The 22,711-nt window shown below is 59.6% G+C and carries 18 protein-coding genes; 12 read left to right on the top strand and 6 right to left on the bottom strand.

The window, feature by feature from the left end:
• From BLV18_RS14485 to BLV18_RS14475, 3 genes are all read left to right on the top strand, one after another.
• Nucleotides 1-999 carry a FecR domain-containing protein gene (locus BLV18_RS14485; RefSeq protein WP_244156869.1) on the top strand — a complete coding sequence of 333 codons (999 nt, stop codon included), beginning with the start codon at nt 1-3 and terminating at the stop codon, nt 997-999.
• Between the two features lie 97 nt (nt 1,000-1,096).
• Nucleotides 1,097-3,613 carry a TonB-dependent siderophore receptor gene (locus BLV18_RS14480; RefSeq protein ID WP_090359488.1) on the top strand — a complete coding sequence of 839 codons (2,517 nt, stop codon included), beginning with the start codon at nt 1,097-1,099 and terminating at the stop codon, nt 3,611-3,613.
• A 239-nt stretch (nt 3,614-3,852) separates the two neighbouring features.
• Nucleotides 3,853-5,463: a PQQ-dependent sugar dehydrogenase gene (locus tag BLV18_RS14475; RefSeq protein WP_244156867.1), complete on the top strand. Its 1,611-nt coding sequence runs from the start codon at nt 3,853-3,855 to the stop codon at nt 5,461-5,463.
• Nucleotides 5,464-5,487: 24 nt separating this feature from the next.
• On the opposite strand, the gene BLV18_RS14470 is transcribed toward BLV18_RS14475, so the two are convergent.
• Together BLV18_RS14470 and BLV18_RS14465 are read right to left on the bottom strand one after the other, a co-directional pair.
• Nucleotides 5,488-6,405 (bottom strand): arginase family protein, encoded by a 918-nt coding sequence (locus tag BLV18_RS14470; protein ID WP_090359484.1) that lies wholly within the window; start codon nt 6,403-6,405, stop codon nt 5,488-5,490.
• A gap of 341 nt (nt 6,406-6,746) precedes the next feature.
• Entirely contained in the window at nt 6,747-7,544 is a 798-nt protein-coding gene (locus BLV18_RS14465) for a phosphodiesterase (RefSeq protein WP_090362295.1), read from the bottom strand.
• Nucleotides 7,545-7,786: 242 nt separating this feature from the next.
• Here BLV18_RS14465 and BLV18_RS14460 point away from each other — a divergent pair, with 242 nt between their 5' ends.
• From BLV18_RS14460 to BLV18_RS14450, 3 genes are all read left to right on the top strand, one after another.
• Nucleotides 7,787-8,779 (top strand): AraC family transcriptional regulator, encoded by a 993-nt coding sequence (locus BLV18_RS14460; RefSeq protein ID WP_056843695.1) that lies wholly within the window; start codon nt 7,787-7,789, stop codon nt 8,777-8,779.
• Between the two features lie 132 nt (nt 8,780-8,911).
• Entirely contained in the window at nt 8,912-9,946 is a 1,035-nt protein-coding gene (locus BLV18_RS14455) for a histone deacetylase family protein (protein ID WP_090359482.1), read from the top strand.
• Nucleotides 9,943-11,034, top strand: coding sequence for a polyamine ABC transporter substrate-binding protein (locus tag BLV18_RS14450; protein WP_090359480.1), 1,092 nt, complete (start codon nt 9,943-9,945; stop codon nt 11,032-11,034). Before BLV18_RS14455 ends, BLV18_RS14450 begins: the two co-directional genes overlap by 4 nt.
• A gap of 251 nt (nt 11,035-11,285) precedes the next feature.
• On the opposite strand, the gene BLV18_RS14445 is transcribed toward BLV18_RS14450, so the two are convergent.
• Entirely contained in the window at nt 11,286-12,179 is an 894-nt protein-coding gene (locus tag BLV18_RS14445; protein ID WP_056843690.1) for a LysR family transcriptional regulator, read from the bottom strand.
• 94 nt (nt 12,180-12,273) lie between these two features.
• On the opposite strand from BLV18_RS14445, the gene BLV18_RS14440 reads away from it, so the two are divergent.
• Nucleotides 12,274-13,440, top strand: a complete 1,167-nt coding sequence (locus tag BLV18_RS14440) for an MFS transporter (RefSeq protein WP_090359478.1) — start codon at nt 12,274-12,276, stop codon at nt 13,438-13,440.
• 101 nt (nt 13,441-13,541) lie between these two features.
• Here the strand turns inward: BLV18_RS14440 and BLV18_RS14435 are convergent, their stop codons facing one another.
• Together BLV18_RS14435 and BLV18_RS14430 are read right to left on the bottom strand one after the other, a co-directional pair.
• A complete protein-coding gene (locus tag BLV18_RS14435; RefSeq protein WP_090359476.1) occupies nt 13,542-14,828 on the bottom strand; it encodes a CitMHS family transporter in 1,287 nt (428 codons plus the stop codon).
• 104 nt (nt 14,829-14,932) lie between these two features.
• A complete protein-coding gene (locus BLV18_RS14430; protein WP_090359474.1) occupies nt 14,933-15,859 on the bottom strand; it encodes an SMP-30/gluconolactonase/LRE family protein in 927 nt (308 codons plus the stop codon).
• 305 nt (nt 15,860-16,164) lie between these two features.
• Here BLV18_RS14430 and BLV18_RS14425 point away from each other — a divergent pair, with 305 nt between their 5' ends.
• The 4 genes from BLV18_RS14425 to BLV18_RS14410 all read left to right on the top strand — a co-directional run bounded on the left by BLV18_RS14425 (nt 16,165) and on the right by BLV18_RS14410 (nt 20,590).
• Nucleotides 16,165-17,106 (top strand): hydroxymethylglutaryl-CoA lyase, encoded by a 942-nt coding sequence (locus BLV18_RS14425; RefSeq protein WP_090359472.1) that lies wholly within the window; start codon nt 16,165-16,167, stop codon nt 17,104-17,106.
• Nucleotides 17,103-18,302: a CaiB/BaiF CoA transferase family protein gene (locus BLV18_RS14420; RefSeq protein WP_090359470.1), complete on the top strand. Its 1,200-nt coding sequence runs from the start codon at nt 17,103-17,105 to the stop codon at nt 18,300-18,302. Before BLV18_RS14425 ends, BLV18_RS14420 begins: the two co-directional genes overlap by 4 nt.
• 87 nt (nt 18,303-18,389) lie before the next feature.
• Nucleotides 18,390-19,709: an MFS transporter gene (locus BLV18_RS14415; protein WP_244156865.1), complete on the top strand. Its 1,320-nt coding sequence runs from the start codon at nt 18,390-18,392 to the stop codon at nt 19,707-19,709.
• Nucleotides 19,710-19,825: 116 nt separating this feature from the next.
• Nucleotides 19,826-20,590, top strand: a complete 765-nt coding sequence (locus BLV18_RS14410; protein WP_090359469.1) for an IclR family transcriptional regulator — start codon at nt 19,826-19,828, stop codon at nt 20,588-20,590.
• 102 nt (nt 20,591-20,692) lie between these two features.
• Here BLV18_RS14410 and yfcF read toward each other — a convergent pair whose 3' ends face one another.
• A complete protein-coding gene (yfcF, locus tag BLV18_RS14405) occupies nt 20,693-21,319 on the bottom strand; it encodes a glutathione transferase (protein ID WP_090359467.1) in 627 nt (208 codons plus the stop codon).
• A 166-nt stretch (nt 21,320-21,485) separates the two neighbouring features.
• Between yfcF and BLV18_RS14400 the strand changes: the two genes are divergently transcribed.
• On the top strand, nt 21,486-22,673 hold the full coding sequence (locus tag BLV18_RS14400; protein WP_090359465.1) for an FAD-dependent monooxygenase: 1,188 nt from the start codon (nt 21,486-21,488) through the stop codon (nt 22,671-22,673).
• The last annotated feature ends 38 nt before the right edge of the window (nt 22,674-22,711 follow it).

The raw sequence follows: 22,711 nt of genomic DNA, 5'->3' as shown, positions 1-22,711 counted from the left end.
GTGTCTGCACGCCGCACCTCAGAGTCGCCGATCCGTGCCGAGGTGCGAGATCAAGCACTTGCCTGGTTCACCTTGAGTCAATCCGGCGACATCAGTGAAACCGATCTACAGCAACTGCAGCGCTGGCGACAAAGCGACAGCGAGCATGAGCGCGCCTGGCAACGCATGACAGGTATGACCGATGTCATCAAGAACCGCGCCCAGGCGCTGGAAAGCCCCGTCGCGCGCCGCGCCTTGCAACAGACCCGTTACGTCAGTGGCGACCGACGCCAGGCATTGAAAATATTGATCGGTGCCGGGTTGCTGGGGGCAGTGGGCTGGCAGACCAAGGACGGCCATTGGCTGCAATCGGCTCTGGCCGATCTGAGCACGGCAACCGGTGAGCGCCGCCGCCACCGGCTGGCCGACGGTACACAGTTGTGGCTCAACACCGACAGCGCAGTGGACATCCGCTTTGATGCTCATGAGCGGCGCATCCTCGTGCGCTACGGCGAGGTGGATATTCTCACCGGTAGCGATTCGGCTCGGCGACCACTGCTCGTGCAAACGCGTGATGCACTGCTGCGTCCGTTGGGCACGCGCTTCACCGTACGCTGCGACGAGGCAGGGTCAGGCACACTGTTGTCAGTGAGCAGCGGTCGCGTGGCGGCTTCCATGCCCGGGAACCTGGCGGAGCAGATCGTCGAGGCGGGTTATCAGGCCCGCATCGCTCGCGGAAGCATTTCCCACCCCCAGCCGATCAACGCGGCCAGCCTTGCCTGGATCGACGGCTTCATCGTGGCCGAGCGCATGCGGCTGGGCGATTTCGTGGCGCAATTGGCGCGCTATCGCAGCAGTGTCCTGCGCTGCGATCCGCAGGTGGCCGATCTGCTGCTTACCGGCTCCTACCCACTGGACGACAGCGAACGGATTCTCTCGTTACTCGAGGACAGCCTGCCGGTGATCATCGTGCGCCGCACGCGCTACTGGGTCACCGTAACGGCACGGGGTTCAGCCTGATTTTTTTTTCAAACGGGAGGCAGTTTTTCGATTCTCGATTGGCCTGGGGATATCCCCGCCATGTAGGCGGCCTTTTCAGTCCTTCCGGAAACACTGCATGAAGCATCCTATCCATCACCGTCGCCCGGCCCTTGGCCACACCATCGAAGAAACCCGCGTCTGGTCTTTGCCGTTGCTGCTGGCCAGCAGTCTTTCGTTGGGCACAACGCTGGCCGCCCCTGGGGTGTACGCCCAGGAGCCGGTTGCGTTGGCCTCGGCGTTGGTAAGCTTCTCGGTCGCAGCCGGGCCGCTGGATCAGGCACTCAGCCAGTTTGGGCGTCAGGCGGCAATTCCCCTGTCTGCGGATGCTCGTCTGACCGCCGGCCTGTCCAGTCCCGGTCTGCAAGGTTCGTTCAGCGTGGAACAGGGCTTCGCCCGTTTGCTGAGGGGTACGGGCCTTGCTGTGGTGAAAACCTCGCAGGGCAATTACCTGCTGAACCAGGTCGTCGAAGAGCAGGGCGCCGTGGAGCTCGGAGCCACCAGTATCGATGCGCGAACCCTGGGCCTTACCAGCGACGGTTCCGGGTCCTACACCACGACGGCGACCACGACCGCGACACGTCTGAACCTGTCGTTGCGTGAAACGCCGCAGACCGTCAGCGTCATCACTCGCCAGCGACTCGATGACCAGAACCTCACGAGCCTGGCCAAAGTACTGGAGCAAATCCCGGGCATTTCTCTGCAACCGCTGGATTCGGAGCGGGTGAACATCTACTCCCGTGGCTATGGTATCGACAGCTATCAGTACGACGGCGTACCTACCACGTTGGTGGTTTCCACCAGCGCCACCCCGCAAAGCCTGTCCGACATGGCGATCTACGATCGTATCGAAGTATTGCGCGGTGCATCCGGGCTGCTGACCGGGGCCGGCGATCCCTCGGGCACCATCAATCTGGTGCGCAAGCGCCCCACCGATCAATTGCAGGGCTATGTCAGCGCAGGCCTCGGCTCGTGGGATCAGTACCGTACCGAGATGGACGTTTCCGGACCCTTGACGCCCACGGGCAACATCCGCGGGCGCATGGTCAACGCCTATCAGCAAGGCAATAGCCACATCGATCACTACCAGACAGAGAAACAGGTCCATTACGGCATCGTCGAAGCCGACTTGACCGACAGCCTGCTGCTGACCGCTGGCTATGACTATCAGAAACAGGATCCGCGCGGCGTGTCCTTCGCCAGTTTCCCGCTGTTCAACAGCGAGGGCGGGCAGACCGATTTTTCCCGCTCCACCAACCCGGCGTCGCGCTGGAGCAGGCGCCAGCAGGACACGCTGAATGTCTTCTACTCGCTGGAACAGCAGTTGGCCAATGACTGGGCGCTGAAGGCTTCGGTCAATCAGATGTACAGCAAGCGCGATTCGAAACTGGCTTCCGCCAGCTGGGGGTTTATCGACGAAGCTACCGGTGACGGCATGCAGCTCTATGGTGGCTCGTCGACCGGCTGGCAAAAACAGACCGGGATTGATGTCAACGCCAAGGGCCCGTTCCGGTTGTTCGGGCGTGAGCATGAACTCGTGATCGGCATGACCTACACAAAGTTCGAAGACCACAACGATCCTGCCGCGGGCGAAGATGTCGAAGGTCGCTCCATCAACTACTACACGTGGAACAACCGTACCGAGGAACCTCAGGGCAACGGCCAGATTCTGTTCGATAACGACACCACCATCCGCCAGTTGGGCACCTACGCCGCCGTGCGCCTGCGCCCTGCCGATGACCTGTCGATCATCCTCGGCGGGCGGGCCAGCAACTATAAATACGACAGCTACTACCATTACCGGGCGCCGGCAGATGCCGCCAACAGCAGCGATACCCAATACCAGGAGCACGGCGAGTTCACCCCCTACGCCGGTATCGTCTACGACCTGACCGACCAGCACTCGATCTACGCCAGCTACGCCAGCATCTTCAAGCCGCAAAGTGTGCATGATCGGGACGGCAAGTCCCTGGAACCGCGTACCGGCGATGCGTTCGAGGTTGGCGTCAAAAGCGAGTTTCTCGACGGTCGCATCACCACCAGCTTCGACGTGTTCATGACCAAGCAAGACAACCTGGCAGAGCTTGATCCAGGACAGATCGTCAGCGGCACCCTCAGCGAACGAGCCTACCGTGCAGTCAACGGCGCCAGGACCCGCGGTTTCGATGCGGAGATCAACGGTGAGATCCAGCCCGGCTGGAAAGTCGCGGCTAGCTACACCCACGCCGTGACGGAAAACGCCGATGGCGACCGGATCAATACCGTTGCGCCTGCCGAGCTGGTCAAGTTCTGGACCACCTATCGCATGCCCAATGAACTGGATCGGCTGACCCTGGGCGGTGGCGTCAACTGGCAGAGCGGCATCCACTTCAGCACCACGCCGTGGCAGTTGAGCAAGACGGTCAAAGCCAGGCAGGACGACTACGCGGTCTTCAACCTGATGGCCCGCTACGCGTTCACCGACAACCTGTCTGCGCTGGTCAACGTCAACAACCTGTTCGACAAGAAGTACCTGAGTTCACTGGATGAAACCTTCCTCGGCGGTTACTACGGCGACCCACGCAATCTCATGGTCACGGCTAAATACCAGTTCTGATGGGCAAGCGGTCTTGAGGCTGCAGGTTGCTACGGTCATCCAGACCTTGAGAGGTGACGAGGCCGACGAAGGTATGTTGTTTGAGGGGCGTGCGGCTCAGGTGAACCGCGGGCAGTTCGTCTGTAAGAACTGGTAGCACACTCGATGAGCGAATTTTCCAGGGGAAGTGTCTCAGATCAGGACGCGTGGGGATTCTGCAAAACGTGGAAGCCAGCCAGAGACAAAATCGAATGACGGCCATGATTCGCACCCTCAGGACGCTACTTGTCGCCGCGCTGGCAACCGGCGCCATCGCCAGTATCGTGCAGACCCAGCTCAATCTGGGCGAGCTGCTCCGCCTCGGGGCGCCGGTGACTTCATCGGTACGGCTCTGGACGACGCTCGAAGACCTCGCACGGTTTGGTCCGGTCATGTTCGGCATCGCTGCGGCAGCCTTATTGCTCGCGGTCATGGCAGGCCACTGGGTGCTGCGTTTCGCTCCGCCTTCCTGGCGCCGGTTCGTGTTCATCGCGGCCAGCACGTGTGGTCTGGCTTTCGTCTTCTGGCTGATGCGCTCGGTGATCCCCATGCCCGCACTGCCGGGCACCCGCACGGCTGTTGGCCTTGGCCTGATGTCGCTGACGGGGATCGTCGGCGGGTGGCTGTATGCGCGTCTGACCAGTTCCTCCAAACGGAGTGATTCGCCGGACGGAGGAGGGCGCTGGCGCGAGGCGGCTGTGGTGGCAGTTCTGCTGGCGGCACCGGCCATGCTTTTTTTCGCCATGGCCCCAGGCGCCCCCGACAAGCCGGCGACAGTGGATCGGGCCAGCTATGAAGTGCAAACCGTCGCGACGGGGCTGAACCGCCCGTGGTCGGTGGCGTTTCTTCCGGACGGCCGTGTGCTGGTCACTGAAATGGGTGGGCGACTCTTGGTCATTGGTACGAATGGCGCAGCTTCGCAGATCAAGCTCGACGGGCTCCCGCCCATCTTCCAGCAGGGCGGCACTGCTGGATTGATGGAAGTCGTGCTGGATCCACAGTTCGAGCGCAATGGTTGGCTGTACCTGACGATGGGCTACGGCGAAGCCGCTGCGAACGGCACGCGCCTGGTACGGGCCACGCTGAAGAGCGACAGGATAGAGGATGTCCGAGTCCTGTTCAGCTCCACGCTCAAACCTCGCACGGGCAACAACGGTGGGCGCATTGCGTTTCTCGGCGACGAGACCTTGGTGCTTTCTCTGGGAGACGGCAGCGAGCGACGTGAGGAAGCGCAGAACCCGGCGAATGATCTGGGTACCCTGGTCAGGCTTGATCGCGAGGGCAGGCCTGCGGCGGACAATCCTTTCATCGGCAAAGCCGGTGCGGCCCCCGAGATCTACAGTCTCGGCCACCGCAATGTCCAGGGCATCGCCGTGGATCCGACAACGGGCGACCTGCTCATCACCGAGCATGGCGCGCGCGGCGGTGACGAGATCAACCGGATCGTGCCGGGCGGCAACTACGGATGGCCTGTCGTGACCGCTGGCATCGACTACCCGTTCGCCAAGGTGACGCCGTTCACTCAGCTGCCGGGCTATCAAAATGCGGTTCTGGAGTGGACACCGTCGATTGCACCTTCAGGCTTGGCGATTTATGACGGCCCGTTGTTTCCCCACTGGCGCGGGGATTTGCTGGTCCCGGCACTCAAGGAGCGCGCCGTGCGCCGCGTCGTCCGCAATGGGCAGCAGATCGTGGATCAGCAGTTGTTGCTGAGCGAACTGGACGAGCGCATGCGAGACGTCAAGGTGGCTCCCGATGGGTCGATCTATGTGCTTACCGATGGGGTCGATGCGAAGCTGTTGAGGGTGATGCCGGGGGCTCGTGGGGGTTGAAGGACAGGGCCTGCTTCGCTCGGATCACGGGCTCACCTGAACGGGGAACGGCAACTGTTTCAACAGATCCACGATGACCGCAGCGTAGCGACCGTCAGGGTCTAGGTCAGGGTCAAATACCGTGACGGTCATCCCCCTGCACCGCGGGTCAGCCACGAAGGGAGCCATGATGCGCGACAGGTCCGCAGCTGGAATGCCCGGGGAGCCAGGGCAGTCCACGGCGGGCATCACTGACTGGTCCAGAACGTCCACATCCAGGTGTATCCAGAACCCTTGCTCAGGTGTTCGGTCCAGCGTTTCGCGAATGCGTTGAATGACGGCAGCTGGTCCCAACCTTAGCGCTTCAAAGACATCGATCCGGTTGATCGCCGTATCGTTGATGTCAGGCCACGCAAAATCTGCGTCGCGATTTTCCCGTTCGCCCAGCTGAACGACATCCACGTCAGCAACCAGAGGTCCCACGACGCCCGGCCACTGTGTCGCCAATGACTCACCACGCCCAGTGGCCAACGCAAGGTCCATGCCCGCTACCGCGCCGAGGCTCAGCTGCGAGTCATAGTTGCCCGGATGGCGAAAGTCGCTGTGCCCATCGATATGCATAAGGGAAACGGGGCCGGCTTGGCGAGCGCCCGCCAACGCCCCCAAAAGGATCGAACAATCCCCGCCGATGACCAAGGCAAACTCACCCTGTCTGCAGGCTTCGCTCACTCGCTTCGCCAAAGCGATGTTGAACGCGCGCATGGCGTGGCCGTTGCGTAGCCGTGTGCCTGGCTGGGCTTCGGGGGAATAGCGGGGGCGGGGTAGTTCCTGAGAGGCATGCGCGCCGATCGCCTCCAGTAGGCCGGCGGCCATCAGAGCAGAGGGCGCTCGCCATGTGCCGGGTTCGTGGCCGGGGTGTGGGGGGCTTAGTCCAAGGTTGGAGGGTGCGGTTATTAGCTGCATGGGGTGGGGTTTGCACTGAGTGGAGGGCTGCGAATTGTGGCAGACGATAGAAATGAGTGACGTCTGAGGGTAGCACCTGTTGTGTGGAATGGAGTTATGGATGGTATGCGTAAATTTCAGTCATTCTTGACTTGCCGAACGGGCTGCTTTTTGCCATGAGCACTCCGTAATGTTTCCATGGCCGGAAGACCAAAAATTACGCATAGCGTATTTATTGTTACTAATTTCGCGCGGATTAGGGTGAAGCTGCAGCCCTATGCTTATGCGCTCCTGGCCGCTCCTGGCCGGTAGCTGCCCGTCACCAGTACTCACCCTTATACGCTTCCGCCAAACTTCTCCGCTCATGCAAACGGCAGTGGCCCGCGAAATGTGCCGATGGGCACCCAGTGGGTAATCAGACCGGTATCCACCTTCCAGTGATGCAGGAGTAACGCCGGCGGCTCCACATACGACGCCTCTTCAGCCTCTGCATCCAAAGCCAACCCGATGGCAGTCGTTGTGCTGGGCGCAGTGCACAGGACCGTGCCGCCAAAACGTAATTGCATCGAGCGGTGAATGTGGCCGCACACCACACGTTCGATCGCCGGATAGCGCTGCACCACTTCGCGCAGCCGCTCCGAGTTCCGGCAGGCATACGTGTCGATATAAGGAATGCCACTGAGGAACGGCGGCTGGTGCAGCATGATCAGAGTCGGGCGCGTCGGCTCCTGAGCAAGTGCCGCATCGAGCCAGGCCCCAGCCGCCTCGCTCATGTCGCCGTGATGTTCCTGCGGGACGGTCACATCCACACCAATGATCCGTACCGGTCCGAGGTCATCGGCGACGAAGTGCCACGGGTTTCCCGTTGAAGAGAGATACGGCTGGGAAAAGGTAGAACTCATTAAGTTTCGGTCATCATGATTGCCAGGAATCATCAGCAACGGCTGCTTGATCCCCGCCAGCAAGGTACGTGCCATTGCATATTCTTGCGGTAGCCCCTCATCCACCAGGTCGCCGGTGATGATCACGACATCGGGCCGCGGCATGAGGCTGTTCAGGTGTGCAATAGCCTGCTCGCACATCGTGTTTGAATCAACCAGCCCCTGATAAAGAATGCCTTGCGGCCTGATATGCAGATCGGAAAGGTGGGCAATCAGCACGGAATATTCTCCTTGGAGGATGCGGTGATCAATGGCGGGGTGAAGGTAGCATGCCTGAGCTGCAATGGATGGGTCAGCGTCCATGCGGTATGTCAGAGCGCCGAGATCTCGAAGGCCGGAACGGGCGATGGAGGTCGAACCGACCCAGGCTCGAACAGCCAGTCGCCTAAGCAAAATTAACTCGTCGGGATTCCGGCACATAACTTGCTCTTCTCGTATTCCTCGCCTCGCTGGAAGTCCCCATGCTGCACTCCCATCTCACCACCCTCAACGCTGTCTCACTGGTCCTGAGCACGTTCAAGGCGCAAGGCTGGTCCGCCGAGGCGCTGCTGGCCGGCAGTGGCATATGCGCAGCGGACTTGAACCGTGCCGACACGCGCATCGCCACGCATCAGGAGATGCAGGTGTGCGCCAATGCCGTGGCTCTGCAGCGCGACATCGGCCTGATCGTGGGGCGGCGTATGCATGTCTCATCCTACGGCATGCTCGGCTATGCCCTGCTTACCAGTGCCACTTTCGGTGACGCGCTCCGTTTGGCTCTGCGTTATCCCGCGCTGCTGGGAACACTGTTCGAGCTGAGTCTGGAGGAAGACGGCGAACGTATCTGGTTCACTGCGGGCGATTACCGCGAGAATCCGGCACTGACCGCCTTCAATGTCGAGCTGTGCCTGGGGTCGCTGAAAGTCATTTGCGACGACCTCCTCGGCCACTCACTGCCCTTGCTTGGCGCTTGCTTTGAGCACGATGCGCCGGACTATCAGACTCGCTACGCCGAATGTTTTGACTGTCCGTTGCAGTTCCAGGCCACCGTCAATGCCTTTGCTTTTGATAAACGCTGGCTCGCCCAGCCTTTACCGCTGGCTGACGCGGTAACCCATCAGGCCATGACCGAGCGCTGCCGAAAACAGAACACGGAATTTACCGGGCGCGAGGCCTGGTTGGGGCGGATCCGGCTATCGCTGGCTGCGCAACTGCATGCCGCACCTAGGCTGGACATGCTGGCCCGACAGATGAACTGCTCGGCGCGCACCTTGCGTCGACATCTGCACGACCTGGGCTGCAGCTATCAGGAACTGCTCGACGAACTTCGTTTCGAACGCGCCAAGCAACTGCTGGCCGAAGACCGGTGGCCCATCTACCGGATCGCCGAGGCTCTGGGCTTCAGCGAGACCGCAAGTTTTAGGCACGCTTTCGTGCGCTGGAGTGGCGTGGCGCCGAGCCAATTTCGCGCATGACGCCTCATTGAGGAGCGAATTACGGACAGAAAATCTGGCCATATTTATCCCCTTTTGGCCGCACTTGCCGTTCTCATAAACCTCGCCCGGCGCAAGACTGTATTGACCGATACAGCCCGCGGAGAACAACAAATGCTGACAATTTACTCGGACGCTCACCACCTGCACCACGGCCGCTGTGAGCTGATGGACGGGCAGTTGATGCCCTGCTTCGAAATGCCCTCACGCGCCGATCATGTATTGCAACGGGTCAGGGACCGTCAACTTGGCGATGTACAGGCGCCGCAGGACTTTGGTCTGGAACCGCTGCAACGCGTTCATAGCCGTGAGTACCTCGATTTCTTCAAGGGTGCCTGGGCCCGCTGGACCGAATTCGGTCAGGACGGCGACCTCCTGCCCTACACTTGGCCCGCCCGTACCCTGCGCCGCGTATTACCCGAAAGCCTGCATGGTCAACTCGGCTATTACAGCTTCGACGGCGGAGCGCCGATCACCGCCGGCACGTGGCAGGCAGCCTACTCGGCGGCACAGGTCGCGCTTAGCGCGCAACAAGCGATTCAGCAAGGTGCCCGCAGTGCTTTCGCCCTGTGCCGTCCGCCGGGACACCACGCAGCTGGCGACTTGATGGGCGGTTATTGCTACCTAAACAACGCCGCTATTGCCGCACAGGCCTTTCTTGATCAGGACCACAAAAAGGTCGCGATTCTGGATGTCGACTACCACCACGGCAACGGCACCCAGTCAATTTTCTATGCGCGCAGCGATGTGCTGTTCACCTCGATCCACGGCCACCCGGAAGGGGAGTTTCCGTTTTTCCTGGGCTATGCCGACGAGTCCGGTGAAGGCGCAGGTGTTGGCTTTAACTTCAACTACCCACTGCCGGCCGGTTCCGGCTGGGAAACCTGGAGCGCGGCGCTCGAGCAAGCCTGCATAGAAATTGATCGTTATGACGCCGACATCATCGTCGTCTCCCTGGGCGTAGATACATTCAAGGATGACCCGATCTCGAAATTCAAACTCGACAGCAAGGATTATCTGGCGATGGGCGCACGCATCTCCCGCTTGGGTAAACCTACGCTGTTCGTGATGGAAGGCGGCTACGCGGTGGAAGAAATCGGTATCAATGCCGTCAACGTTCTCGAAGGCTTTGAAGGGGCTGCCCAATGAACATGTTCAAGTCACTTATCCTCTGCGCTGCGGTTATCAGTGGCATGGCTCATGCCGAAGAGAAAACCCTGCGGGTCTACAACTGGTTCGACTACATCACCCCCAAGGCGCTGGAGGACTTCAAGGCGCAGAATTCTGGCCTTAAATTGGTGTACGACATCTTCGACACTAATGAAGCTTTGGAAGCCAAGCTGCTCACCGGCAATTCAGGGTATGACGTGGTAGTGCCATCCAACGTGTTCCTGGCCAAGCAGATCGAAGCCGGTATATTCCAGCCGCTGGACCGCAGCCAGCTGCCGAACTGGAACCACCTCGATCCCAAGCTGATGAAGCTGATCGAGGCCAACGATCCGGGCAATAAATTCGCCGTGCCTTACATGTACGGCACCATCCTGATCGGATTCAACCCGGACAAAGTCAAGGCCGCCCTGGGTGCAGATGCGCCAGTGGACAGCTGGGAACTGATTTTCAAGGAAGAAAACATCAGCAAGCTCAAGTCCTGTGGTGTAGCGCTGCTGGACTCACCCTCCGAAATCCTGCCCCTGGCCTTGAAGCACTTGGGCCTCGACCCCAACAGCGGCAACCCCAAGGACTATGTGAAGGCCGAAACTCTGTTGATGAAAATCCGCCCCTATATCACCTACTTCCATTCGTCCAAATACATGGCGGATATCGCCAACGGTGACATCTGCGTCGCGGTCGGTTACTCCGGCAGCTTTTCCCAAGCCGCCAACCGCGCCAAAGAGGCCAAGAACGGCGTGACCGTAGACATGCGCCTGCCAAAGGAAGGCGCCCCCATCTGGTTTGACATGCTCGCCATCCCCAAAGGTGCCAGGAATCCCCAAGACGCCTACACATTCATCAACTACCTGCTACAGCCGCAGGTGATCGCGCCAATCAGCGATTTTGTCGGCTACCCCAACCCCAACAAAGACGCTACCGAACAGGTCGATCCGGCGATTCGCAACAATCCCAACCTGTACCCCACCGAGGCCGCGATGACCACGCTCTATACGCTCAAGCCTCTGGGGCGTGACGCCGAACGCGCGCGCACGCGGGCCTGGACCAAGATCAAATCAGGCACCTGATACCGGGAAGGCCCCCCGGCGATCGATTAGCGGTCTCAGGTCGAGAAGGCTTAAGGTTAAGCAGGGACATGGACGTCAGCTTTCGGCCAAAAGCGGTCTTCCACGACAGCCATTTAAAACGTGCGGACGACCCATCAATGCCAGAGCTCGAGATTGTTCCAAGAGGGCAAACCAGCTATTGATGGTGCCCCAGAAATGTTTGGGTCACTTTAACATCACGAGTACTCGGAAATATCAGATTACGCGTCCGCTTACATCCGATGATGTTCCAGTAAGAAGTCCACGAACAATCGTACCCGCGCCGGCATTGCCGCCCCGCCGACGAATACCGCATGAATCGGTTCCTCGTCCCCAGGGTTCCAGGCTTCCAACAGCGAAATCAGGGCGCCGCGCTGCAGATCCTCACTCACGCTGAACTCACCGATGCGTGCAATGCCGGCACCTACTCGCGCGAGTTGTGCCAGCGCTTCACCGCTGCTGCATTCGATGTTGCCGCTGACCTTCAGGGAAAACTCTTTTCCATCGCGGATAAACGGCCAGTTGGGTTCGGCACGCCGGAAGTTGAAGCGCAGGCAATTGTGCCGCAACAGGTCTTCCGGCGCCTCGGGGATACCGTGGCGCTGCAGGTACTCGGGCGATGCGACCACCACCTGACCTGTGTCGCCGATCCTGCGCGCGGTCAGCGGGCTGTCGGGCAGATGGCCAAAACGGATCGCTACGTCGGCCTGCCCACCCAGGATGTCGACCACTTCGTCGCCCAAGCTAAGGTCGACGACGATGTTCGGGTAACGGGCGCTGAATGCTGCAACCAGGGGAACAATCGCCAGCCGCCCATGGCCAAGGGCGGCACTGACCCGTAATCGTCCCTTGGGTACGCCCTGGTCGGCGATCGCTTCTTCGACCTCGTCCATGTCGGCCAGGATACGCCGGGCGCCGCGCAGGAACGCTTCGCCCTCGGCAGTGAAGGCGATCGCTCGGGTGGTACGCAGCAGCAGGCGGGCGCCAAGACGTTGCTCGGTTCGCGTGATGATTCGACTGACTGCCGAGGGTGTCAAGCCCAGCGCCCGCGCGGCGGCCGATAGGCTGCCTTCCTGCGCCACGGTGGTGAACACGCACATCTCACCTGACCTGCCGTTGAAATCCACTTGTGCCTCCTGCGCATAGGTGATTGCCAAAAATGCTAGCTACCGCGTTAAAAACCTGGATCGTAGCATTGGCGGCATAGATAAGGAGCCGTTCATGCGTATCAATCCACCACTTGTCGCGCTCGCCATCGGTGCCTTCGGCATCGGCGTAACAGAGTTCGCCCCCATGGGCATGTTGCCGGGTATCGCTGCGGATCTGGGCGTTTCCATCCCCGCCGCCGGTTTGCTGGTCAGTGCCTATGCGCTGGGCGTATTGCTCGGCGCACCGCTGATGACCCTGACTACCGGCAGGATTCCCCGACGCTATCTGCTGATCGGGCTCATGGCCATTTTCACTTTGGGTAATCTGATGTCAGCCCTGGCCACCGATTACTACAGCCTCATGGTCGCCAGGGTGGTGACCTCACTGAACCATGGTGCATTTTTTGGCGTGGGTTCCATCGTCGCCGCCAGCGTAGTTGCCCCGCAGAAACGTGCCGGGGCGGTCGCGGCGATGTTCATGGGCCTGACCCTGGCCACCATCGGCGGTGTACCGCTGGCCACCTGGTTTGGTGAACTGTTCGGTTGGCGCACCGCTTTCTGGGGGATCACCGGCCTCGGCGTGCTGACCATGGCCGCGTTGTGGTTCGCCCTGCCCAACCTGAACACGTCGCAAAGCGTCGGTGCAATGGCCGAAATCCGGGTACTGGGACGTGGTCCGGTGCTGGGCGCGTTGGCCTTGACCGTAGTCGGATCGAGCGCAATGTTTACCGTCTTTACTTACATCGCGCCCATCCTCAGTAGCGAGACCCATGGTTCCACCGCCTATATCACCGCCATGCTGGTTCTTTTCGGTGTGGGGTTGACGCTGGGCAACATGTGGGGCGGCAAGGCCGCCGACCGCTCGGTAGATCGCACCTTGATCGTCTCGCTAGGCGTTCTGATTCTCGTCTTGCTGGCGTTCACCGTGCTGATGCGGTGGGCAGTGCCGGCTGCTCTGACCATCCTGATATGGGGTATCGCCAGTTTCGCCCTGGTGCCGCCGTTACAGATGCGCGTCATGGAAGCAGCGAAGGACGCGCCCAACCTTGCCTCTGCGGTGAATATTGGCGCCTTCAATTTCGGCAACGCGATTGGCGCAGCACTGGGCGGAGCGGTGATCAACGCTGGTTTGGGTTATCCGGCGATTTCCCTGGCCGGAGCGGCGATGGCCGCTCTGGGGCTGCTGATGGTATTGGCCTATGCCTGGCGTTCCAGAAGGATTGAATCGGCAGTGGTTTGACGAACATGGCGCGACGTATGAATTCACGCTGGCCGCTGTGTTGCTGAATCTGTCGATAGCGGCCGCTCGCAAGCGACCGCTTCCGATCCCAGGAACCTTCTTCAATTGACGATCGTAATGGCACCTACCGCGATGGCCGCGCACAGCATCACTATGACTGTGCCTACTGTCCACTTGAGTGATACGCGCTGGTTGTCGCCGTAGTCGATATCCAGAAGACCACACAGCAGGTAGGTAGATGCCACCAGCGGGCTCAGTAGATGGACCGGCTGGCCAATCAACGAGGCAATCGCCATCTCGTGCGGCCCGATGCCGTAATGAGCGGCCGTTTCCGCGAGAATCGGCAGTACGCCGAAGTAAAAGGCGTCATTGGTCAGTACGTAGGTGAAAGGCATGCTGAGCAAGGCTGTTATCAGCGACATGTAAGGGCCCGTCTGCTCAGGCAGAAGGGTGATCAGGTTGTTGGAGATGGCTTTGATCATTCCCGTGCCGCCCATGATGCCTACGAAGATGCCAGCGGCAAATATGAGCAAGGTCACGGCCAGAACGTTATCGGCGTGGCGCGCAATAACTTCCTTCTGTTGTTTGAGTGTCGGGAAGTTGACCAGGCACGCCAACCCGAAAGCCATCATGAACAGGATCGGCAGGGGCATCAGGTTGAGCATCATTGAGGCGATCAAGGCCGTGGTCAGCACAACATTGAACAGAAACTTCGGATCACTCAGGCGGATGTGTGCGTAGCCGTCGAGCACCTTCTCCTCGCTGACACTGACCAAGCCCAGACGTCGATATTCCATGCGTCCCAGCCACCAGGCGGCGCACACTACCCATACGCCACCGGCGATCATCACCGGGATCATCTGTATGAACAACTCAGTGATGTCCACATGCATCGCGCTTGCGGCTCGGGAAAAAGGACCTGCCCACGGCAGAATGTTCATGACACCGATTGCCATCAACAAAACGGTCGCCATGACCTGCAGACGGATACCGGTCAGTCGGTAGAGTGGCAGGAAGGCAGCCGTAGCGATGATGTAAGTGGTTGCGCCGTCACCGTCCAGGCCAACGCAGAGCCCAAGCACGGCAGTGCCGACCACGATCTTGCGAGGATCGCCCTTGACCAGCCGCAGTATGACCTTGATCAATGGGTTGAACAGCCCTGCATCGGTCATCATGCAGAAGTACAAAATGGCGAAGGTCAGCATGATGCCCGTTGGCGCGAGCATCTTGATGCCGTCGTACATCATCCCGCCCAGTTGGGTGGTAAATCCACTCAAGCAACCGAATATCACCGGTACCAGCAACAAGGCCACCAGTGGCGACAGACGTTTGCTCATGATCAGGTACATGAAGCTTGCGATCATGGTGTAGCTCAGAAATATCAACATGGGCCATCCCTTTTATTGTTTTGTAGGGGCGGGCGAGGGGTGCCCGCTTTTCTTCGGCCGAGCGAAACCCGTATGCCGTGCACACAGGGTGTCGTCGGTCGGGTCTAGCGGTGAGAGAACATCGGTTGGCCGCTGTGCTCCAGGTCGGCCACCAGGATCGTGCTGGTCGAGGAGTCGGTCATGAACAACTGCCGATTGCCTTCGCCACCAAAGGCCAGGTTGGTCAGCGTGCGTCCTTCAGTGCATGAGCGAATCCGATACAGCGGTACGGCGTGGGGATCGAAGACCCAAACGCAGCCGTTGCCGGCGTCGCAGACGTACAGGTTGCCCAGCGAATCCAGCGCCATGCCGTCTGCACCGCTGACCCCTCCAGCCATTGCGGCGAAGATGCCGACCTTGCTGGTCCCGCCATCGGTTTGGATCGGCAAGCGCCAGACTGCATTCCCGCGAGTCATCGCTACCAAGAGCGCCTTTTGCTCCAGGTCCATCACCAGGCCGTTGGGGCTTGGACCATTGGCGATCAGGCAGTTGAGCATCTGCTTGTCCAGGTCATAGCTATACACACGACCGCTAGGGTCCTGCTGGCCGGTCTGGCCTTGATCGGTGAAGTAGAGCTTGCCGGCAGCATCGAAGAACAAGTCGTTCACCCCTTTGAAGCCCTCGCTGCGGCTGTGGGTCAGCAAGGGCGTCAATGCGCCGCTCTTCGGATCGAGTGTGAGGATGCCCTGCTTGTAATCGGCGATGAAGATACGACCGTCACGGTGAATTTTCAGGCCGTTGGGCCACCCATCGTACTGAGTGACCAGCGTCCAGTGACCGTGAGTGTCGATGCGGAAGATCCTTCCATACGGGATGTCGGTGACGTACAGATTGCCCTGCAGATCGAACGAGGGTCCCTCGAGAAAGCTTTTGATCTTCTGTCCGGGTTTGTTCGCTCGAACCCAGTCGGAATTTCCGTCTTCCCAAAAGGCTTCTGGCAGCTTGCTGAACACTCGGGTCGACAAATCGCGGGGCGGGGGATAGAGGCTCACAGGATCGACTCCTACGGGGTGTTTCCAGACATCGCCCATTTTGAAGACGACGATCGACAGATTCACCGTTATTTTTGTTCTATCAGGCAGAACTGTATATTTTCTGACAGAACAAATGTCGACGTTCTTATCGTCTCTGTCAACCCGTCACAAGGTTCTCGTCGTTTAGCCGTTAGGTGATGAGTCAACGAATATCGAATATTCGAACAGATCACATTGACAAGCTGGGTACCTGGCAGGAAGATTAATACAGAACAACGTTCTGTCAGATGGAACGCTTCAAGTCCCTACCCGGAGACCCGGCGATGAATCACAACAACAACGTAGACATCCTGATCAGCGAAGTGGGCCCTCGTGATGGCCTGCAGAGCGTCGATGCGACCATGCCCACCGCGCTCAAACTCCAGTGGCTGGACGCTCTTGCCGATGCCGGGCTCAGAGAGATCGAAGTCGGCTCCTTCGTATCGCCCAAATTGCTGCCGCAGATGGCCGACGCCGCGGTCCTGGTGAAGCACCTGCGCAGACGCCAGGATGTCTTCGTGACCGCATTGGTGCCAAACCTCAAGGGCGCAGAAGCCGCCTTCAATGCTGGCGTGCAGAAAATCACCTTGCCTATCTCGGTCAGTGAGCCGCACTCGTTGGCAAACATCCGCAAGACCCATCAGCAGGTGTTCGAAGAAGTGAAGGCTGTGATGTCACTGCGCAACGAGCAGTTTCCTCATGTGGAGGTCGAGTCAGGTCTGTCGACCGTCTTTGGCTGCACCATCCAAGGTGAGGTGCCAGAGGACGATGTGATCCGCATGGCATTGATCATGAGCGAGCTGGGTGTGGACGAGATAGGTCTGGCCGATACCGTGGGCTATGCCAACCCAGCGCAGGTTCGCCGTGTGTTCACACGTTTGCGCGATGAAATCGGTAGCAAGGCGGGCAGTGCGCATTTCCATAACACCCGCGGCCAGGGCCTGGCGAACGTGGTGGCCGCCCTGGACGTCGGGGTAACCATCATCGACGCTTCCCAAGGCGGTATCGGTGGGTGCCCTTACGCACCGGGCGCTTCGGGCAATATCGTGACCGAGGATCTGGTTTATCTGCTCGAGTCCATGGGGCTTCGGACGGGAATCGACATCGACAAACTTGTCGCTGCCCGGAAGTGGCTGATTCAAGGGCTGCCGGGAGAGCCGCTGTATGGGTTCATTCCTGATGCCGGTGTGGGCAAGAACTTCCACTACGCGGGAGGTGCCCGATGAGCCAGCAGAACGAGAACCTGCAGAGCCTGCCCCTGTCTGGAGTACGCGTCATCGAGTTCGTCCATATGGTCATGGGCCCCACCTGCGGACTGGTGTTGGCTGACCTGGGTGCCGAGGTGATCAAGGTCGAACCGGTACCCGAAGGCGATAACACCCGACGCCTGACCGGTTCGGGCGCGGGCTACTGGATGACCTACAACCGCAACAAGAAAAGCTTCGCCGTCGACATCAAGACCGATGAGGGCATGGCTGCTGTGCGCAAGCTGATCGAAAGCGCGGATGTCGTGACCGAGAACTTTCGCCCCGGCGCCATGGAAAAGCTGGGCTTGGGCTACGAGCAGGTGAAGCTGATCAAACCGGACATCATTTACAGCTCGATGAAAGGTTTCCTGCCTGGGCCTTACGAACACCGGACTGCCCTCGACGAAGTAGTGCAGATGATGACGGGCCTGGCGTACATGACCGGCCCTGAAGGCAGACCCCTGCGCGCTGGCGCTTCGGTCAACGACGTAATGGGCGGTATGTTCAGTGCCATATCGATCCTCGCGGCGTTGTGGCAGCGCAGAAACACCGGCGAAGGCCAGTTCGTACAGACCGGCCTGTTCGAGAATTCGGCATTCCTGGTAGGTCAGCACATGATGCAGATGGCGACCACCGGCAAAGCAGCCGCACCGATGCCCAGCCGACTCTCCGCCTGGGCCATCTATGACGTATTCGATACGTGTGATAACGAGCAGGTCTTCATGGGCGTTGTCAGTGACAGCCAGTGGGTCAGCTTCTGTCAAAGTTTCGGATTCGCAGAGCTGGGCGCAGCTCCGGAGTTGGCAAAGAATACTCAGCGCGTTCAAGCGCGCGCGCGAATTCTGCCCCAGGTCAAAGCCCGCCTTCTGCAGCTGAGCAAACAGGAGGTCATGACGATGTGCGAGGAAGCTGGCCTGCCATTCTCGCCGATTCAGCGACCGCAGGATCTTTTCGACGATCGACATTTGAACGAGTCGGGAGGGCTTGCCGACCTGACCCTGGAGAACGGCGAACAGGTCAAGGTGCCGATGCTGCCCTTCGAAATGAACGGGCACCGGTTCGCCACGCGCCTCAATGTGCCGACGCTGGGGAGTCACTCTGCCGAGTTGCTTCAGGACATGGGCTACGCGCCAGGAGATGTCGACGCGTTGCGTGCACGCGGAATCATTCGCTGACGCCGTATCGACCGCACGCTTGAGTCACGATGCTGACGGACGTTCCCGCCGTTGGTTCTATAAAAATAAAGAGTGAGGAAACCGATCATGGCGATTGTCACGACATCCCTGCGCCCTGATACCAGCGACGGCGCCAGCGCACTCAGCGCAGAACAGACTCGCGTCTTGCACAAAGCAGCCTGGCGCCTGATTCCGCTATTGGCGCTGGCCTATTTTTTCAACTACCTCGATCGCACCAGCGTGGGCTACGCCGCGTTGCAGATGACCGAGCAACTGGGTTTGACCGCAACACAATTCGGGCTCGGCGCCGGCATCATGTTTTTCGGGTATTGCCTGTGCGAAGTTCCGAGCAACCTGGCCATGTATCGGTTCGGCGCTCGATTGTGGATGGCCCGAATCATGATCACCTGGGGCCTGGCCGCAGCGGCGACAGCATTGGTGGTGGGGCCGTACAGTTTCTACGCGGTGAGGCTTATCCTGGGGATCGCGGAAGCAGGTTTTTTCCCCGGCGTGATCTTCTTTCTGACCTTGTGGTTTCCGGCGCAGTACCGCACTCGCGTGCTCGCCTGGTTCACGGTCGCGACCCCGATATCGTTTCTGGTCGGTGGGCCTCTGTCGATTTGGCTCCTGCAGATGCACGGCGCCTGGGGTCTCGCAGGTTGGCAGTGGATGTTCCTGATCGAAGGCTTGCCCGCCTGCGTCCTTGGCCTGATCACGCTGAAGGTGCTGAGCAATCATCCCGCGCAAGCCAAATGGCTATCGAGCGATGAGCGTGAAGTGTTGACGGGTATGTTGGCCGAGGAACAAGGCAAGGGGCAGCATAGCCATGGTTTCAAGGCAGCCTTGAAGGATCCGCGAGTATGGATTCTCAGCTCGATTACCTTCAGCTTCACGCTAGGCTCTTACGGCATTGGCATCTGGCTGCCGCAAATGCTCAAGGCCCAAGGGGTCGAGATCAGCATGATCGGCTGGGTCGCAGCTATTCCCTACTTCTTTGCAACCGTCGGGCTGCTGGTGTGGGCCAGGCACGTTGACCGTACTGGCAAGGGTATTCTCAACCTGACCCTGGCAATGCTGCTGGCTGGCATCGCACTGTTGTTCGCCTTGCAGATGGACTCGTTGGTGCCGGCATTGGCGGGTATCACACTGGCCTTGGTGGGTACTATCGCCGGCAAGACCATCTTCTACACCTTGCCAGGCAAGTTCCTGCGGGGGCAGGCGGCTGCAGGCGGGATCGCTCTGATCAACTCGATTGGTGCATTCGGTGGGTTCGTGGGTCCTTACTTGATGGGGTTCCTGAAAGATTACACCGGGTCGTTCACCGCAGGCCTGATGGTCATGGGGTGCATCCTGTTCGTGGCTGCGGCCATGGTCATGTCCCTGCGTCTGTTCTTGCGCGAAGCGTGACGAAGCGGATTCAGTTTTCCCAGTGAATGCCATGGACCTCTGATATTGTCTTGCAGGCAGTCGTGCTACCCCTTGAGCAACTGGCTGCCTGCAAGTGCAATCGACAAAGAGTGTCTATGACTACTGAATCCGACAAGAACCTTACCGACCACGCCAGTTCAGCTGAGGGTGGTGTCGCGGCAGTGGATCGCGCGTTCGCTATTCTGGCTGCTTTCAATATCGAGCAGGACAGCCTGTCCCTGGCCGAAATATCGCGGCGTACCGGTCTTTACAAAAGCACGATACTTCGCCTGATCGCCTCATTGGAAAAGTCCGGGTTCATGCGTCGCACCACTGACGGCCGCTACTCCATCGGCCCCGAGCCCCTGCGCTTGTCGCAGCTCTACCAAACCTCCTTTCGCCTGCGCGACGTGATTCATCCCTTGCTCGAATCCATTACCGACGAAAGCGGTGAGACGTCTTCGTTCTACGTGATGGAAAACGGCAGTCGGGTCGTTCTGTTTCGGGTCGAGCCCAAACGAGCAGTACGGGTGTCGGTGCTCGAAGGCGCTCGGTTCCCGCTGCATGCCGGAGCCTCCGGCAAGATCCTTCGCGCCTTCTCGCGTAATGTCGATCCTGCGCTGAGTGAAGTGCGCGAGCGCTTCTGGGCCTGCTCATTCGGCGAGCGTGATCCGGAAACCACCGCGGTGTCGGTACCGGTGTTCTCCATGGGATTCGAACTCAAAGGGGCCCTGACACTGTCCGGTCCCTCTGATCGCCTGCTCAAGGATCACATCGAGCATGCAGCGTCGATCCTGTTGCGTAATGCGGCGATCGCAACTACTGCGTTGGGTGGTCACGATGCAGAGATCCGTGCTGCGCTCAAGCGCTTGAACCCATGACTGTTCAGCTGACGGATAGAGGGCTGCGGACGTACCTTGTGCCACACCTTTTCCAGGCATCAGGAGGAGCCGCCTCCTCAAGCGGCTCCCGCCAGCACAGGCTCAAAGCGTGGGTCGTTGCAGCCTTACCCACGCCTGCACGCTAGGGCGCTGCCACTGACGCTGCGCATAGTCCACGAGAACCTGGGGCACTGCATCGCCATTGAGTATCAGCCGGTTGAGCATCAGCGCGAGATCGACATCGGCGATCGACCATTGGCCGAACAAATGTTCCGTACCCTCCTTGAGCAGTGCTTGCGCGGCCTGGAATAACTTGTCTACCGCCATACGAGCAGCTGGCGACAAAGGCCCTGATTTCTTGCCGTAGAAGACGACCAGCGTGGAGCGCTCCTGCCGAATGGGCAGCAGGTCACTGCGGATCCACGCCTGAACCTGCCGCGCTTTTGCAAGCAGCCGCACGTCGTGCGGATAGATCGAGATTTGGGGGTAAGCGTTTTCGAGGTATTCGGTGATTGCAGAAGATTCGGACAAGGCAAAGTCGCCGTCAACCAGGGTTGGAACTCGCTGGGTTTGTGAGAGGGCCGCGTAGGCCTCTGTCTGGTTTTCGAGGGCCTGCAAGTCCACGGTACTCATCTGGAAGTCGATGCCTTTCTCGGTCAATGCGACAAAGACGGACATGGCGTAGGGGCTGGCGAACTGTGAGTCGACGTATAAGCGTACGGTGTTCATAGAGTGATCTCCTTATGCAGAGCAAGCACCGTACGAGATTAGCCAGGGAGAGTGAAATCGATGATTTTCATGGGGGCATACCTGGTGGGAATGCGCAATATTGGAATTCAGACGTGCTCAACTATCGGGTGGACCATTGCCTCACCTTCGAACATAAGGACGCGATATGAAACCAAAAAAAGTTCTTGTAACCGGCGCAAGCATCGCCGGGCCTGCGTTGGCTTATTGGTTGTCCCGGCAGGGCATGGACGTTACCGTGGTGGAGCGCGCGCCTGCGTTTCGCGATGGAGGGCAGACTGTCGATGTGCGTGGCGCTGGTCGCGTCGTCGTTCAGCGTATGGGTTTGGAAGACCGGGTCCGAGCCAACACAACCAATGAACAGGGTATCGCTTTCGTTGATCGATCCAACCGCACCAAAGCGTTCATCGCTGTCGACGCGTTCGGCGGTGAGGGGCCGGTTGCCGAGCTGGAAATCCTGCGTGGTGAACTGGCCAAGCTGCTGATCGAGCACAGTCAGGACCGGGTCGACTACCGATTCGGCGACAGTATTGCAACCATTTTGGACGATGGCGTACAGGTGCATGTGGGCTTCGAGCAGGGCGATGAGCAGGTCTATGATCTCGTCATCGTCGCCGAGGGCATTGGCTCTAAAACGCGCAAGCTGATATTCGGCAGTGAAGTCGAGCGTCGTCCTCTTGATCTATACACCGCCTACTTCACCGTGCCCCGGCAGCCAAGCGATGGTCAGATCATGCGCTGGCATAATATCCCCGGGGGCCGGTGTGTCTGCCTGCGCCCTGACAACCTCGGCACCACGCGGGCCTTCTTGTCCTTTCAGCAGGCGCCGAGCGGCTACGAGAAGCTGAATCAGGCAGAGCAGAAAGCTTTGCTCAAGCACCTATTTGCCGACGCCGGTTGGGAAACACCTCGTGTACTCGCTGCTTTGGAGGGCGCGCCTGACCTTTATCTGGACGCGGTCGGCCAAGTTAAGATGCCCCACTGGAGCAAGGGCCGTATCGCCCTTGTAGGTGACGCCGCCTATTGCGCATCGCCGATCAGCGGCATGGGCACGAGTTTGGGGTTGTGTGGCGCCTACGTCTTGGCTGGCGAGCTGGGCCGCCACATAGATCATGTTCAGGCATTTGCAGAGTATGAAAAATTGATGCGTCCATACGTCGATCAGGCGCAAAGCGTGCCCACGTTCGCGCCCAGACTGGCCTCGCCGCATTCGCGATGGAGAATCGCGCTGGGTCATGCCGTATTAAGGTTGGCGACCGCGCCGGGCTTCAAGGCCTTGTTTGCGAAGATCCTTTCGCCGAAGGCTGATGCAATTAGGTTGCCGGATTATGGGTAAGGGGCGGGGGGTAGGGTGGGATGCATGCTTTTGGCCGA

The organism is Pseudomonas coleopterorum (assembly GCF_900105555.1).
GTDB classification, from domain to species: Bacteria; Pseudomonadota; Gammaproteobacteria; order Pseudomonadales; family Pseudomonadaceae; genus Aquipseudomonas; species Aquipseudomonas coleopterorum.
Note: the sequence above shows the minus strand (reverse complement) of the source record. Positions and strands in the feature narration are given on the sequence as shown.

Coding starts and splice junctions, on each gene's coding strand:
- BLV18_RS14435 (WP_090359476.1), bottom strand. CDS start 14,828: ATGTTGATATTTCTGAGCTACACCATGATCGCAAGCTTCATGTACCTG.
- yfcF (WP_090359467.1), bottom strand. CDS start 21,319: ATGAACACCGTACGCTTATACGTCGACTCACAGTTCGCCAGCCCCTAC.
- BLV18_RS14480 (WP_090359488.1), top strand. CDS start 1,097: ATGAAGCATCCTATCCATCACCGTCGCCCGGCCCTTGGCCACACCATC.
- BLV18_RS14400 (WP_090359465.1), top strand. CDS start 21,486: ATGAAACCAAAAAAAGTTCTTGTAACCGGCGCAAGCATCGCCGGGCCT.
- BLV18_RS14470 (WP_090359484.1), bottom strand. CDS start 6,405: ATGCAGCTAATAACCGCACCCTCCAACCTTGGACTAAGCCCCCCACAC.
- BLV18_RS14475 (WP_244156867.1), top strand. CDS start 3,853: ATGATTCGCACCCTCAGGACGCTACTTGTCGCCGCGCTGGCAACCGGC.
- BLV18_RS14440 (WP_090359478.1), top strand. CDS start 12,274: ATGCGTATCAATCCACCACTTGTCGCGCTCGCCATCGGTGCCTTCGGC.
- BLV18_RS14460 (WP_056843695.1), top strand. CDS start 7,787: ATGCTGCACTCCCATCTCACCACCCTCAACGCTGTCTCACTGGTCCTG.
- BLV18_RS14415 (WP_244156865.1), top strand. CDS start 18,390: ATGGCGATTGTCACGACATCCCTGCGCCCTGATACCAGCGACGGCGCC.
- BLV18_RS14450 (WP_090359480.1), top strand. CDS start 9,943: ATGAACATGTTCAAGTCACTTATCCTCTGCGCTGCGGTTATCAGTGGC.
- BLV18_RS14425 (WP_090359472.1), top strand. CDS start 16,165: ATGAATCACAACAACAACGTAGACATCCTGATCAGCGAAGTGGGCCCT.
- BLV18_RS14455 (WP_090359482.1), top strand. CDS start 8,912: ATGCTGACAATTTACTCGGACGCTCACCACCTGCACCACGGCCGCTGT.
- BLV18_RS14410 (WP_090359469.1), top strand. CDS start 19,826: ATGACTACTGAATCCGACAAGAACCTTACCGACCACGCCAGTTCAGCT.
- BLV18_RS14420 (WP_090359470.1), top strand. CDS start 17,103: ATGAGCCAGCAGAACGAGAACCTGCAGAGCCTGCCCCTGTCTGGAGTA.